The organism is Vibrio sp. YT-15, assembly GCF_033337445.1.
GTDB lineage: Bacteria > Pseudomonadota > Gammaproteobacteria > Enterobacterales > Vibrionaceae > Vibrio > Vibrio alginolyticus.
Window position 1 is genome coordinate 177,562 of record NZ_JAWOQR010000001.1, and the last position, 14,625, is coordinate 192,186.

At 43.2% G+C, this 14,625-nt stretch carries 10 protein-coding genes and 1 tRNA gene; 6 read left to right on the plus strand and 5 right to left on the minus strand.

All coding sequences use genetic code 11. The features are described 5' to 3' along the window. Positions 1–170 precede the first annotated feature (170 nt). Positions 171–1,709 carry a putative bifunctional diguanylate cyclase/phosphodiesterase gene (locus tag R7D93_RS00765; RefSeq protein WP_031781023.1) on the plus strand — a complete coding sequence of 513 codons (1,539 nt, stop codon included), beginning with the start codon at positions 171–173 and terminating at the stop codon, positions 1,707–1,709. A gap of 72 nt (positions 1,710–1,781) precedes the next feature. On the opposite strand, the gene R7D93_RS00770 is transcribed toward R7D93_RS00765, so the two are convergent. Then, positions 1,782–3,713: a DEAD/DEAH box helicase gene (locus R7D93_RS00770; RefSeq protein WP_005375680.1), complete on the minus strand. Its 1,932-nt coding sequence runs from the start codon at positions 3,711–3,713 to the stop codon at positions 1,782–1,784. 413 nt (positions 3,714–4,126) lie between these two features. Here R7D93_RS00770 and rnb point away from each other — a divergent pair, with 413 nt between their 5' ends. Further along, positions 4,127–6,130 carry an exoribonuclease II gene (rnb, locus tag R7D93_RS00775; RefSeq protein ID WP_054579642.1) on the plus strand — a complete coding sequence of 668 codons (2,004 nt, stop codon included), beginning with the start codon at positions 4,127–4,129 and terminating at the stop codon, positions 6,128–6,130. 71 nt (positions 6,131–6,201) lie between these two features. Beyond that, positions 6,202–7,011 carry a helix-turn-helix transcriptional regulator gene (locus R7D93_RS00780; protein WP_017635750.1) on the plus strand — a complete coding sequence of 270 codons (810 nt, stop codon included), beginning with the start codon at positions 6,202–6,204 and terminating at the stop codon, positions 7,009–7,011. 33 nt (positions 7,012–7,044) lie between these two features. On the opposite strand, the gene R7D93_RS00785 is transcribed toward R7D93_RS00780, so the two are convergent. After that, positions 7,045–7,398 (minus strand): DUF3024 domain-containing protein, encoded by a 354-nt coding sequence (locus R7D93_RS00785; RefSeq protein ID WP_017821084.1) that lies wholly within the window; start codon positions 7,396–7,398, stop codon positions 7,045–7,047. 266 nt (positions 7,399–7,664) lie between these two features. Here R7D93_RS00785 and R7D93_RS00790 point away from each other — a divergent pair, with 266 nt between their 5' ends. After that, positions 7,665–8,489 (plus strand): phosphate ABC transporter substrate-binding protein, encoded by an 825-nt coding sequence (locus tag R7D93_RS00790; RefSeq protein ID WP_017635752.1) that lies wholly within the window; start codon positions 7,665–7,667, stop codon positions 8,487–8,489. 63 nt (positions 8,490–8,552) lie between these two features. Here the strand turns inward: R7D93_RS00790 and R7D93_RS00795 are convergent, their stop codons facing one another. After that, on the minus strand, positions 8,553–9,233 hold the full coding sequence (locus R7D93_RS00795; RefSeq protein ID WP_005375670.1) for a MaoC family dehydratase: 681 nt from the start codon (positions 9,231–9,233) through the stop codon (positions 8,553–8,555). A gap of 329 nt (positions 9,234–9,562) precedes the next feature. Between R7D93_RS00795 and R7D93_RS00800 the strand changes: the two genes are divergently transcribed. Continuing rightward, positions 9,563–9,653, plus strand: a tRNA-Ser gene (locus R7D93_RS00800). Positions 9,654–9,814: 161 nt separating this feature from the next. Here R7D93_RS00800 and R7D93_RS00805 read toward each other — a convergent pair. Beyond that, entirely contained in the window at positions 9,815–11,365 is a 1,551-nt protein-coding gene (locus tag R7D93_RS00805) for a PAS domain-containing methyl-accepting chemotaxis protein (protein ID WP_025768974.1), read from the minus strand. Between the two features lie 285 nt (positions 11,366–11,650). Here R7D93_RS00805 and modF point away from each other — a divergent pair, with 285 nt between their 5' ends. Further along, a complete protein-coding gene (modF, locus tag R7D93_RS00810) occupies positions 11,651–13,105 on the plus strand; it encodes a molybdate ABC transporter ATP-binding protein ModF (protein ID WP_213867795.1) in 1,455 nt (484 codons plus the stop codon). On the opposite strand, the gene R7D93_RS00815 is transcribed toward modF, so the two are convergent. Next, a complete protein-coding gene (locus R7D93_RS00815) occupies positions 13,093–14,565 on the minus strand; it encodes an EAL domain-containing protein (RefSeq protein ID WP_225496226.1) in 1,473 nt (490 codons plus the stop codon). The genes modF and R7D93_RS00815 overlap by 13 nt on opposite strands. Between the last annotated feature and the right edge of the window lie 60 nt (positions 14,566–14,625).

Genomic DNA, 14,625 nt, shown 5'->3' on the forward strand with positions numbered 1-14,625 from the left:
AAACATAATTTATGAATAGGTCAATTTGTACAAAGTCAGATATATAAGCTACGTTGTTTATTGGGTGAACAAAAATAACAAACCAATCAATAAATCGGGGTAATAATGTGCCCACTATTGCATTTCTATTAGTGATCTTAGGTTTGATTTTGCTCTGCTGGGGATGGCAGATGACAAAAAACATTTGCTCGAAAACTGACGTAACCGGGTGGACTTTCCTATTATTGTTAATCAGCTGTTTCATTTTTGCTTATGCCGTTTTTTTGCACGCCATCATGCAAAAACCTATTGCTTCTCTCTTAGAAACGGGGGTTTCTCTTATACTTTTTGGCGGCAGTATCTTTGTCGTGCTGGTGATTAAGTGGAGCAACGATTCGATATTAGAGCTTCATACCGTTGCTGAAAGAGAGAAGCGCAATGCTGTCCATGACGCTCTTACTGGGCTCCCTAATCGTAAATACTGCTTTGAGTCTATCGAAGGCAGAATACAATCTAGAGACCCATTCTCGGTGATCCTTTTTGACGTGGTTAATTTTAAACAAGTCAACGATGCAATGGGTCACTTTTGTGGAGACCAGTTACTTATTCAAATTGGTCAACGCCTTCAGGGGAAACTGAAAGGCAATGACCAGATATTCCGCGTTGGTGGTGATGAATTTGTCATCCTGACATCTTCTGCATGCGAGGAAACGGGTAAAAAACTCATAGAAGAACTAGATTCTGCAATGTCTGAACGCTTTCATTTAGATGAGTTTCAAGTTTCCTGCCGCGTTGTTTTCGGTATAAGCACCTACCCATATGACGCCCTAACCAATGATCTTTTGATCAAGCACGCAGATATCGCTATGTATCACGCCAAGCGTAATGGCAATCTTTTTGCGTTTTATAATGAGGATATGAACGTCGGGGCTAAGTACCAACTTGAGATATCTTCTCGTATTCAATGTGCACTTGAAAAAGAAGAGTTTCAGTTGTATTACCAACCGTTGATTGATGCACACACTAACTTAGCTGTCGGTTTTGAAGCAGTGATTCGTTGGCATGACGAAAATGGTAAAACGATCTCACCCAACGACTTCATTCCTATCGCAGAGCGTAGCAATCAGGTACACAACATTACCATGTGGGTTCTTAACCAAGTAGAAAGGGATCTGCAAACATTTATAGAGAAAGGCATTAAGCTTCCTGTCCACGTAAACTTATCAGCGAAAGATCTCTCATCTAACTTGCTCTTTAATCGCTTAGAAACTTTGCTCAAAGTAAACCCGCAATTCGCTGACCTAATAAGTTTAGAGATCACTGAAACGATGGCGATCGATAGGGTCGTTGAGCTCAACCCCTTAATTCATCAAATTAAAGGATTAGGTATAAAGATCAGCTTGGATGATTTTGGCACTGGGTATTCATCTTTGTCACTGTTAAGAGATCTTCCGGTTGATCAAATTAAAATCGACCGCTCATTTCTTTCCACAGCAAGCCGCACAGAAGGCTCCCGCTCTATCGTTGAGAACACGATTGCGCTAGCACATGGATTAGGGTATTCGGTCGTAGCAGAAGGCGTTCAAGACATGGACACACTGCATTTTTTGAGAAGTCGAGGCTGTGACATCATTCAGGGTTACTTGTTCTGTCCTGCCCTGCCCTTAGACGAAGTAATAAGTTGGGTAAACAAACACGATGAAAAGCAAAACCGTATTAGACGCGCATAAAAAAGCCGAGCGCTTTGCTCGGCTTTCAATTCTTTTTGTAGCGACTTAAACCGTCGCTTTAATCACTAGTGATTATGCGTCTGTACGACGGCCACGACCGTGACCACGTTCACCACGATGTGCACCACGGTGATCACCACCACGGTTGCGATCGAAACGACGTTCGCCACCTTCACGATTGCCATCGCGGTTGCCGTCACGGTTACCACGGAAGCCACCTTCGCGACGGCCGCCTTCACGACGATCACCACCACGGTTGCCGCCTTCGCGGTTGCCACGGTAACCACCTCCATCACGACGACCACCATCGCGACGACCACCGTCACGGCGACCACCACGAGACTCGCGGAAATCATCGAAATCACATACTACAGCACCAACATCTTGTTGACGGATGCGTAGTTTGCTTAGCTTGTTCGCCGCGTCTGAAGTCATTGCTTTAGGTAGCTGTACGAATGTGTGACCTTGAGCTAGCTTGATCGCACCGATAGAACCTTTACCTAGACCTAGTTCGTTTGCTAGAGCGCCAACGATGTCTTTAACTTGAACGCCTTGCTCACGACCAACTTGAAGCTGGTAAGTATCCCAGTCTTGGTTGTTGAAGTTACGACCGCCATCGCGACCACCTTCACGACGCTCTTTACGACGTTGCTTGTCACGCTCAATTGCTTCAACCATTGGGTCTTCGCCAATGTAGAACAGAGGACGTTTGCCTTGTTGACGCTTAAGAAGCATAGCAGCAAGTGTTGCTGGGTCGATGTCTAGAGAAGTTTGTAGTTTCTCTACCAACTCAGCAAATTTGTCTAGTGCTTTGTGCTCTTTCTCTGCTTCAAGCTCAGCGCCTAGCTTAGCTAGACGAGCTTCAGCAACTTGGTCACGTAGAGGAAGTTGGATTTCTTCCATAGATGACTTAGTTACACGCTCGATAGTGCGAAGCATACGAATTTGGTTAGTGCGAACTAGAAGGATCGCTTTACCCTTACGTCCAGCACGGCCAGTACGACCGATACGGTGGATGTATGACTCAACATCAAATGGGATGTCGTAGTTGAATACGTGCGTAATACGTGGAACGTCAAGACCACGAGCTACAACATCAGTTGCAACTAGGATGTCAATAACACCTTGTTTGATGTGATCAACAGTACGTTCACGTAGAGACTGAGGAATGTCACCGTGCAGTGCAGCTGCTTTGAAGCCACGTGCAGATAGCCAGTCAGCCAGACGCTCAGTATCTTGACGAGTACGTACGAATACGATTGACGCGTCAGTTTCTTCAGTTTCAAGAAGACGAGACATTGCTTCATCTTTCTCTACACCTTTCACTACCCAGAACTGTTGTTGAACTTTGTCTACAGTGTGGTTTTTACCAGCAACGTCAACCGTTACAGGGTCACGAAGGAAGCGTTCAACGATCTTCTTCAGCATTGGAGGCATAGTTGCAGAAAACAGAACGCGTTGTGCTGACTCTGGAGCGTGCTCCATGATCGCAGTTACGTCATCTACGAAACCCATGTTTAGCATTTCGTCTGCTTCATCAAGAACGAAAGTACTAACTTCGTCTAGGTGTAGACGTTCGCGATTGATAAGATCTTGAACACGGCCTGGAGTACCGACAACTACATGAGCGCCACTTTTAAGAGCACGCATTTGGTCGACAATAGATGCGCCACCGTAAATCTCTAGAACTTTCAAACCTTTGATATTTTTACCAAGGTTTTTCATTTCCGCTGCAACCTGAATTGCCAGCTCACGAGTCGGAGCAAGTACAATCGCTTGCGGTTTGCGTTGGTTTAGATCGAGTTTGTTGAGAAGAGGCAGAGAGAACGCTGCTGTTTTACCTGTACCTGTTTGAGCTTTACCCAGCGCGTCAGCACCTTCCAATAGGTGTGGGATTGCCGCAGCCTGAATTGGAGTTGGTGACACGAAACCCATTCCGTCTAGAGCAGAAAGGATAGAATCATTCAGAGATAAATCACTGAATTGAATAACAGAATCTTGCATTGGGATCCTACTTAATTAAACAAAAAAACAGTCCCATATGCTCTTCCAATTCGATACTGATCCATCCAGATACTGATTCCATTCAGACGGGAACACAGCACAGTACACAACCGCGATAAGCCATTAGGGACGACTAAGGGAGGCGGATTATTCCTTAAAAGCATAAAAAAATCCAGAAAAAATTGAATTACATCACAATTTATTCTCAACAATGGTATTTTTAGCATATTTTTCCACCAGCCCTACCATTCCCCGTAGATTCGCGTAACTCACAGATGAGAATTTCATCAATATTTAAGCCAATTTCTCGTGGTTAAATTGGCAAAATTCACGGCGAAATTACGCTCCACAGGTAGTAATAATAGCTCGCAATGATTATAGTGTGCCCAACTCCATAGGTAATTTAAGAAAAGATGTTTCAAGATAACCCACTACTCGCTCAGCTTAAGCAGAAAATCCAAGAAAACCTGCCCAAAAAAGAAGGCTCAATAAAAGCCACAGATAAAGGCTTTGGCTTTTTGGAAGTGGACAGTAAGACGAGCTTCTTCATCCCGCCTGCGTACATGAAAAAGTGCATGCACGGTGACAAAGTCGTCGCCATTATCCGCACCGAAAATGAACGCGAAGTTGCAGAGCCACAAGAGCTGCTGGAACAAGCCGTGACTCGCTTTATTGGTCGAGTAAAAATGTTCAAAGGCAAGCTCAACGTAGCACCTGATCACCCACAGCTTAAAAAGCTATCTCTTAAAGCGAAACTAAAGAAAGGTCTAAAACCTGACGAGTTCGCCGAAGGTGATTGGGTTGTCGCACATCTTATTCGCCACCCTCTAAAAGGCGATAACTCTTTCTTCGTAGAAATTTCTGAAAAAATCACTGACGCGAATGATAAAATTGCGCCTTGGTGGGTAACGCTTGCTCAAAACGATCTACCAAACTCTGAGCCAGCAGGCATCGATAACTGGGAACTGAAAGACGACGCGGAGCTAGAACGCGTAGACATGACTCATGTTCCATTCGTCACTATCGACGGTGAATCGACTAAAGATATGGACGATGCGCTGTACGCGAAGAAAACCGTATCTGGCGATTTCGAACTCACCATCGCTATTGCGGACCCAACCGCCTACATCACACCTGAAGATGAAATGGATAAAGTAGCACGTGAGCGTGGCTATACTATTTATCTTCCAGGCCGCAACATCCCGATGTTACCTCGTGATTTAGCGGACAACCTATGCTCTCTGATTGAAGGTGAAACCCGCCCTGCTATTTGCTGTACCGTAACGGTAAGTAAAGATGGTGTGATTGGCGACGATATTAAATTCTTCGCAGCAAACATCAAATCACATGCACGCCTAGCATACGATCACGTGTCTGATTGGTTAGAAAACGGCAGCTCTGAAGCATGGACGCCATCTGAAGAGATCGCGACCATCGTTCGTGATCTTTATGAGTTCTCTCTTGCTCGCGCTGAATGGCGTGAGAAAAACGCAGTGGTCTTCCCTGATCGTCCTGACTACCGTTTTGAGCTCAGTGAAGATAACGATGTAATCGCTATCCACGCAGACATGCGCCGCAGTGCAAACCGTCTTGTTGAAGAATCCATGATTACCGCAAACATCTGTGCAGGTCGTACATTACGCGATAAATTTGAAACAGGTGTCTTCAATACGCATGCAGGTATCAAGAACGAGAAGATTGAAGAAGTGGTTCAACTTGTCAATCCAGAAGGCCAGTTGGAGTTCACAGCGGAGTCTATTGCTACGCTAGAAGGCTTTGCTGCGTTGCGCCGCTGGTTGGCAGCTCAAGAAACGTCTTATCTAGATAACCGCATTCGTAAGTTCCAAGCATACAGTGAGGTGGGTAATCAGCCTCTGCCTCATTACGCAATGGGTTTAGACATCTATGCAACTTGGACATCACCAATTCGTAAATACGGTGATATGATCAACCACCGTATGTTGAAGGCCGTCATCCTTGGTAAAGAACCCGTACAAAAACCAGATGACCAAGTAGGCGAAGAGCTAGCTCTACATCGTAAACATCATAAAATCGCTGAGCGAAATGTCTCAGATTGGCTATATGCACGCACGCTTGCTGATGAGCCGAGCAAGAAAACTTGTTTCACAGGTGAGATTTTCGATATTAATCGTGCAGGCGCACGTGTCCGACTTCTCGAAAATGGCGCAGCAGCCTTTATTCCTGGTGCACTAATTCTTGATAATAAAGAAAGAATTGAGTGCAATGGCGACAACGGTACCATCTCTATCGATAAAGAGGTCGTATACAAACTTGGGGATACATTGGAAATTGTCCTTACGGACGTAAACCAAGAAAACCGCAGTTTAGTTGCAAAGCCAACCCAGGTATTCGCTGAACAACCAGCAGCACAAACAGAACAGACTGTAAGTGAATAATACCGAATGAAGTCAAAAGGCGCTCTATTGAGCGCCTTTTTTATTTGTTATGTAAAACGATAAGAAAGAGTATGCCGAACATTGAGATCATTCGCTTTAATCACTTCACTGCGCGCAAAAGTGAGCGTTACACTGCAACACATAATGGGTTATATATTGTTGAAGAAGGTGCCCTATTAGTTCATCAACCTAATGGCGAGCAATTTGAACTTAAAGCCGGAGATTTCACACTCTATAACTCCGCAGATCTGAGCAGTGCAGAAGCCGTCTCTAGTGACGGAGGCTTTAAAGCACTGGCTTTAGTCTTCAATCCAAATATATTCTGTGACTTTAAGAAAGCGCACCCGATGCTACGTTCCAAAACGGAAGAAAGGCGCTTCTATCCTTTTTCAACGCAATCCAGTAGCGAAGTAGCACAATTGAAGGACATGTTGGTTAAGTTAGCGAGTCGCAATGCTCCAGACTACACACAAAGCCATATCGCAATGGCATTGCTGTCGTTGATGGTTGAGGTAGAGCCAAACATCCTATCTATCATAGATGATGCAAGTAGCCTGAGCGACTCTCAAAAAGCCATTAAGTACATTGAGGGTAATATTGAAAAAGACATCACGCTAGAAGGCTTAGCGGCTCATATGAGCATGTCCATCGCAACCTTAAAACGTCGCCTCGCCGCAGATGATCTTTCGTTTTCTCAGATATTAAAGGTGAAACGGATAAACTTCGCAGCAACCCAACTGCGCAAGTCAGAAAAATCAATAACAGAAATAGCGTTTGAGTCTGGTTTTAAAAGTGCAGCGCATTTCAGTACAGCATTTAAATCCGTTTATAACATGACCCCCAAAGACTTTAGAAACCAAGTTGTTAGGCCTAAAGTATAAATCATGTCGGCATTCGCATCCGTTGGGCTCGCCCTATTCCCAAAAACACGCTTGAGGATCGCGCTCCAACTCGTTGAGTAAGTCCTCAAGCATTCGGCTAAATGGAAGTGGCTTATAAGGCACCCACCTTAACAGCTCGTTGTGATATGTGGGAACATAGAAATACCAAAGTTGGTTTTCCTCATCAAACATGATCTTCGCGACGGGAGAAGTATACTCGCTATGCTGGGAGTCGAGGAGAAAATGCGCCCGATGAAGCTCAACGCCATTTTCTACTAGCTCATAGAGGCACTTGCCCTGTTCGACAGGCAAGTTAGCATTACGCGCAGAGCAGAGCGATTGAACTGATTTGTATAAACGACTTGTCGCCATTTGGGACACTGACATCAACGTTCTCCCGATGGATGATAGTTAGAGCTGTCGATCCTAGTATATAACCTTTACATCATCACCGATGGTAGTTATCTACCTAACTCAAGTATAAGATAGCTATATTATCATTTGCCCAGATTATCATCTCAATCCACTTGGAAACGCTAGCTCCATCACCTCTTGACTAGAAACAATTCCTTTGTTTAGCGCTAACAGTTCACAAAAGTGTAACCTGAACGCAATATCATAAACTCTGCTTTATCCCGTATATGGAGTTTAATATGTTACGTTTTACTGTGGCGACGTTATTGGCCATAGCAGTCTCCCTCCCTACCATTGCAAAAGAAATCAACATCTCAGGTTCAACGTCGGTTGCTCGTGTGATGGATGTACTTGCTGAGGAATACAACAAAACACACCCAGACGATTACGTTGCTGTTCAGGGCATTGGTTCGAGTGCTGGTATCACTATGGTCAATAAAGGAGTAGCCGAAATAGGCATGAGCTCTCGCTATCTGACTGAAAGCGAAAAAGGTGAAGATCTCAATGTATACCCTATCGCTTATGATGGCCTCGCTGTTGTTGTAAACCGTACCAACTCTGTAGAAAACCTTTCTCAGCAACAACTATTTGATATTTACAAAGGTAAAATTAAGAATTGGAAAGAGGTCGGGGGCGCAGATCAGCCTATCGCGGTGGTTACTAGAGAAGCGTCTTCAGGTTCACGTTACAGCTTCGAAAGCTTGCTGGGACTGACCAAAATCGTTAATGATCGCCTTGTCTCGGATATCAGCCCAAACAACTTGGTTGTAAACAGCAACAGCATGGTAAAAACCATTGTTAACCATAACACTCGCGCCATTGGTTTTATCTCTGTAGGGTCAGTAGATCGCTCGATCAAGGCGATTCAGTTAGATGGTATTGACCCAACCTCGACAAACATTAGCAATCATAAGTACAAGTTGGCGCGACCATTCCTAGTGCTATACAAAGTAGATAAGATTAGCGATGCAGGTAAAGGTTTTATCGCTTTCCTTCGTTCAGAGCAGGGACAAAAAGCGATTGCAGATTACGGTTATACGCCAGTAAAAAACTTTAATCAGTAAAAATGAAAAAGAGAGCACCCTGATGCTCTCTTTTACTATGTCGTGTTCTATCCGGTTTCGGAATTAGAAATGCAGTTGAATTACAGAGACCACAACCGCACCAGGTCGACGAATACCTTCAATTTCCACTTTAATTTCGCGCTCAATCTCCAAACCTTTTTTGATTGGCGTTACTTTTGTTAACGTGCTGACTGCACGAACATTATTGCCTGCTTTGACAGGGTAAGGGAAACGGACTTGGTTTAAACCCAAGTTAACTACCATTTTAGCTGTTGGGAACATTGGCTTGTCTGGATCGACTGAATCCGTCAGTTTAGGCAGCAATGCTAATGTTAAAAAGCCATGAGCGATAGTTGTCTTAAATGGAGATTCAGTTGAAGCACGCTCTGGATCAGTATGAATCCATTGCATGTCTTCCGTTACCGCACCAAATTGGTTAATACGTTCTTGAGACACATGAACCCAATCACCAGTGTGAATAACTTCGCCAATTTTTTCACTTAACTCGTCATAAAGCTTTTGAGCCTCAGGTGCCATTACGATCGGTGCAGGTTGAGGTGCAACTTCTTCGTTGACGGCTGGCTGCTGGTGATCACGAACTTTTGAGAAAAGAAAGCTATTTTGAGCTTTCCCCAAAAAGTCACTCCAATAATCGCGTAACGTTGGAGACATCCAATTCATAAACTCGGATTGATGAGCAGAAATCGCATCAACTTTGTCTTTAAATAGATTTGTGACCTTCATAAACACCCTTAAGAATTCTAAGCACAACTGGCTATACCAGTTAATTTTGAATTAGTTCACAAAGTCTTGCAAATACTTTCGGGCGAACACATGTACCCTAAAAGCATGTTATGTCTTATATATCAGCAAGATAACAATAAAACACCATTTTATTGACGTGCGCCAATATAAAGTAAAAACTCTATAAATTGGTACTTTTTGTCCCTTTTTCACTCCGTTTTCAAACTGTCCAACATCACATCAGTGATCATAAAACAAGCAAACAGTACTTCTATTATAATTCAGCACTTTACAAGTCGGACTATGCTCCTTATTATACCGCCCACAACGGAGAGATGGCTGAGTGGTTGAAAGCACCGGTCTTGAAAACCGGCATACGTTAATAGCGTATCTAGGGTTCAAATCCCTATCTCTCCGCCACTTATTTAGAGAGCTCGCATTTATTGCGAGCTCTCGTCGTTTTAGCTCTTACAAAAACGAGATTTAGAAATCCTCGCTCGTAAGCGAATCCAGCACTTCACTATATTCCAGTTAAAAGCCCGCTAATGTTTAGCGGGCTTTTAACTTCGATTTTCTAAAGTTTAAGCAAACTTCTTAATCATTTCAGACAGGTCATTGGTGCAATTTTGCACTTTGGTGTTCATATGATTCGTTTCAGTCATCAGTTCATACGATTCACTGTACTTTAAATTAAGCGACTGGATGTTTTCATTTATTTCATCCGTTACATAAACCTGCTCTTCTATCGCGACCGCAATTTGTTGGTTTCGTTCGACGACGTCCTGAACAAGGGACTCCAGTTGTTGAATGCTATCCAAAGCAGTACCTAGCAATGTTACCGTTCCGGTCGACATTTCATTACCTTTCTCTAACGCAGAAACCGCTGATTTGCTCCCATTTTGAATCCCTTCAATGGCCGATTTAATCTCTGTTGTCGATTCCTGAGTTCTTTTAGCTAAGGTTCTCACTTCATCTGCTACAACGGCAAACCCTCTGCCTTGTTCGCCTGCCCTCGCGGCTTCAATTGCAGCGTTCAACGCTAATAAATTAGTTTGTTCGGCAATACCATTGATGACTTCAACAACGGTTCCAATTTGCTCGGTTTGTTGGTTCAAACGTATGACCACTTTAGATATTTCGCCGAGCTCACCCACCAGCTCTAGTACCGATTGGTTAACATTATCGATAACGCTACGGCTGTCTATCATCGTATTTTGCGCTTCTAACGTAGCCTCGGCGGTCGCTTGAGCATTATTTGATATCTCAGATGAAGAGGCTTGCATCTCGTTGACCGCTGTTGCGACCGAGTCAATCTCCACTTTCTGTGCGCTTAAGTTCTCCGTCACTTGCTGGCTATTTGTCGCAGCACTGTTAGCACTTGCGCGCGTTTTTTCGCAAGAGTCTTTTACAGACACGCCAACGCGCCCCAATAGCGCATTGGCAAATTGCTTACGCATCTTCATACCCAGCTCAATCTCAGCCAGATCGTTGATTCTTCCGCAATAAATATATTCCATGAGTGGATTATTGAAGTCTTGCCTAGCCTGTTTAGCGAGCTTCTCAACTGGTCTGGTTAATACATAAATAGAGAAAACGGAAAGTAACGCAACAACGCCAAACGCTATCACTGGTGATTGATTCATTTGTAGAATGAGTAAGCCAAGAAGGTTTGAAATTAAAAGGAAGAAGGCCGATCTCATCCACAAACGTGTACGAGGAAGATACATTTTCCACGGCTTACGATTATTTCGAAGCTTCGAATACGCTTTTTCCGCTCGCTGGATGTGTATACGCTCAGGTTTAAATCTCACTGATTGGTATTCCACAACTTCACCATTAGATTTTATAGGAGAAGCAAACGCGTCAACCCAATAATAGCCGCCGTTTTTACGTCGATTTTTGACCATTCCCATCCAGTGTTTGCCAGTTTTCAGGTGAGTCCATAAATCTTTAAAAGCCTGTTTTGGCATATCAGGATGACGCACAACATTGTGGGGTTTACCGATAAGCTCCCCTTCATCAAACCCCGCGACTTCATTAAAGTTTTCACTGGCATATTTGATGTAACTGGAGGTATCGGTAATGGAAACTAGGCTGTAACTCGAAGGGTAATCGTATTCCGTTTCACTCATAAACATGTGTCCTTACATTGATTAATTAACAAACGGCAAATATGAATTTATCAGCATAACATATACATGCATAATGATAGGTTGATTCAAAAATAAAACAAAATTATTGACAAGTTTACTTGTTACTTAATGACTCTAGTCGCATTTTTATCCTCTAATACAAGGCTTCGTTAATATGCACAAGACTGAGCACTGTTCAAAATTAATACACAAAAGCGCTTCCGTACTGAGTTCGTAAATTGTTATAAGTAATCCACTAAAACGAAAACAGGGAAGACAAACACAATGACTATTCACTTTCGTCAGCTTGCAGCTAAGAGAAACACGACACACTTGTTTATTGACGATTGGAAAATTAACACTCAGCAGTCTTGGGGGATATTCAGCGCGGATGGAGATATTGGCTCTCTGCTTGGAGACCTTATTTGTGATGAAATGTCACCAAATAGTGGGGAAATTGAGCTAAATGGGCTGTCCGTTGCGCAAGTGTCGTTATCAGAGCAACAGCGATTACTGGAAAGAGAATTAGAAAAGGATGATACGGATTTTCTTGATCGTATCGACCAAGGGAGCACTGTTTATTCATTAATCCTAGAGCAGAGCCAAGACACCAACTTAACTGAACAGCTAATTAATGATCTCGACCTAAGTCATCTTAAAGATAGTGGCTTCCGCGTTCTCTCTACCGGAGAAACCAGAAGAGTAATGCTCGCCCGAGCTTTAGCCACACAACCTGACTTAGTATTACTCGATAATCCATTTACTGGCTTAGATATTGCGCACCGAGCTGCTCTCGCTCGCTATTTACACTCGCTTTCTCAAAATGTGCAACTACTCATAACCTTCTCTCGCGAATCTGACATGCCTGAGTGGATCAATAGCATCGCGCTTTTCAGTGCAGGAAAGCTTGATAGTACAATGGATAAGTCCAGTTGGGATAATCATCCAATCATTGGACAAATAAAATCTCAGTCAGAGCAACAGAGTGAAGAAATGATGAGCTTGATACGTCAGCATCAGCACTCGACGCCATTCAACAACCCAATATTTGAACTAAAGAATGGGACTGTTGAATACACCGATAAGAAGATTTTTACTGACTTGAACTGGCGCATAGACAAGGGCCAACATTGGCAGGTCAAAGGCCCAAATGGTTGTGGAAAGAGTACCTTACTTGGATTGATCTTTGGCGATCATCCGCAATGCTACAGCAATGACATTGATATTTTTGGTAAAAAGCGTGGTACTGGCGAGACAATCTGGGAAATTAAGCAGCATATCGGTATGGTGTCTTCAGCGCTACACCTCCAATATCGAGTCAATTGCAGCGCATTAGAAGTCATTTTGTCAGGATTTTACGATTCGATTGGGTTGTATAACCAGCCAACTCGCAAAGAGATGAATATTGCAAACGAGTGGCTCGATATCTTACATATGAGCCAGTACAAAAAAACCTCATTCAAGCAATTAGAGTACGGTCAGCAGCGACTATTACTGATTGCAAGAGCCATCGTGAAACAACCCACATTATTGATTTTGGACGAGCCGTATCAAGGGTTAGATTTTTTGGGTAGACGGTTAGTTAAGAACACACTTGAGCTCATCGCTAGAGAGAATTTAAGCCAACTATTGTATGTGTCTCACTACCAAGAAGACCGCTTAGATAGCATCAAAAATGAGTTAGAGTTTGTGTTTGATGAAAATGCTCAGTGTTATAGAGCTAACGTCTACCAATCATAATGACTTCGCTGCGCAAGCTGCTCATAAGGTAATGGTTTGGAGTACAGGTATCCCTGATGATATCTCACTCCCATCTTCTTTAAGTGTTCAGCTTGCGCTATGGTTTCCACGCCTTCAGCGATCAATTGTACTTGTAATTCTTCCGCGAAGTGAACCATCGCTTTTAAGACAGAAGCACTAAGGCTAGGAATACCAATGGTTTCGACAAAGCACTTATCGATTTTTAAGTAATCTATGCGCATGTGCTGTAGAAATGCTAACGAGGTTTGGCCAGTTCCAAAATCATCGATCAGCACATCAATACCATGCACTCGCAGCGCTGCAATGCATTTTCTCGCCTCTGAATCAATGAGCTGACGCTCCGTTATCTCTACCCCTAATGAGACTTTGTTTCGGCTCAACTGTCTGTCGAGCAATTGAATTTTTCTGATCGCGTTTGGTCCGACTAAATAACCAGGCGGCACGTTAATACCAAGGTGGACAGGCTGATCAAAGCCTAATTTACTGAAGTCCTCTGCCGCTTTATCCAGAACGAAATCAGTAAGTAAAAAAACCAATCCACTTTGCTCTGCCGCAGGGACAAACTCATCCGGAGAAATGAACCCCTTACTTTGATGCTCCCATCGCACAAGCGCTTCAAACCCGAATAACTGGCCGGTATCAACGTTAACTTGCGGTTGGTAATACAGGGTCAACTCTCCTCTTTTTATCGCTCTTTTAAGATCCAGTATCAAATTGCGATGGGGATCAATAAACTTATTCAACGCATACAAGCAAAGGTAGATAACGAAAATAATTGGAATTGAGTACAAAAAATAGGAAAGTGTTCTCTGTTTGACGAAAAGATCGCTGGCTTCGCTCAAAGCTTCATACTCAAACATTTGCGACGATTTGATACCGATAGGATTACTTCCCGCTCTTAATGCTCCTTCAGGTGAAACTTGATCATGGATAAACAGCGCAGAGCGTTTTAGGCGTAAATCGTTGTTAAACCCTATTGTCGCATTAAAGTAGTCATGATCGATAATCGTTACGGCTTGATAACCCCGCTCTCCCTCCGTTACCACAAGCAAGAACTGATCGTACAAGCTATCAACACTACCAAACGCTAGCGTTTGTCCCTTAGGAAAGGTGATGTGCTCAGCTAACGGTTTAGAGATACTTCCCAATTTCGAAGAACAAGTAATGACTCCCTCTTTCACAATGAGCATTTCTTCAATATCTCGTTCAAACATTAAGCTTTGCTGGAGCTCTTCACATCGTTCAGGGTGTAGCAACGCCGTGCGGTTTTCTGTCTCTATTTGGAATAAAATTTCATCTGCAATTTGCACATTTTTTTCTAATAAATGATTGAGATTGTTTTGCACGCTTTCACGAGCTAAATACAAAACCTCTCCAATAACCAAGGGAGTAGGCAGAAGAAAAATGATGGCTTTTTTAAAAATCGCCTTATTCAGCATATAAAAGTAACCTTTTATAAAACCGATTTACTGAGATGGTACCTCGATTCCGATACCCGC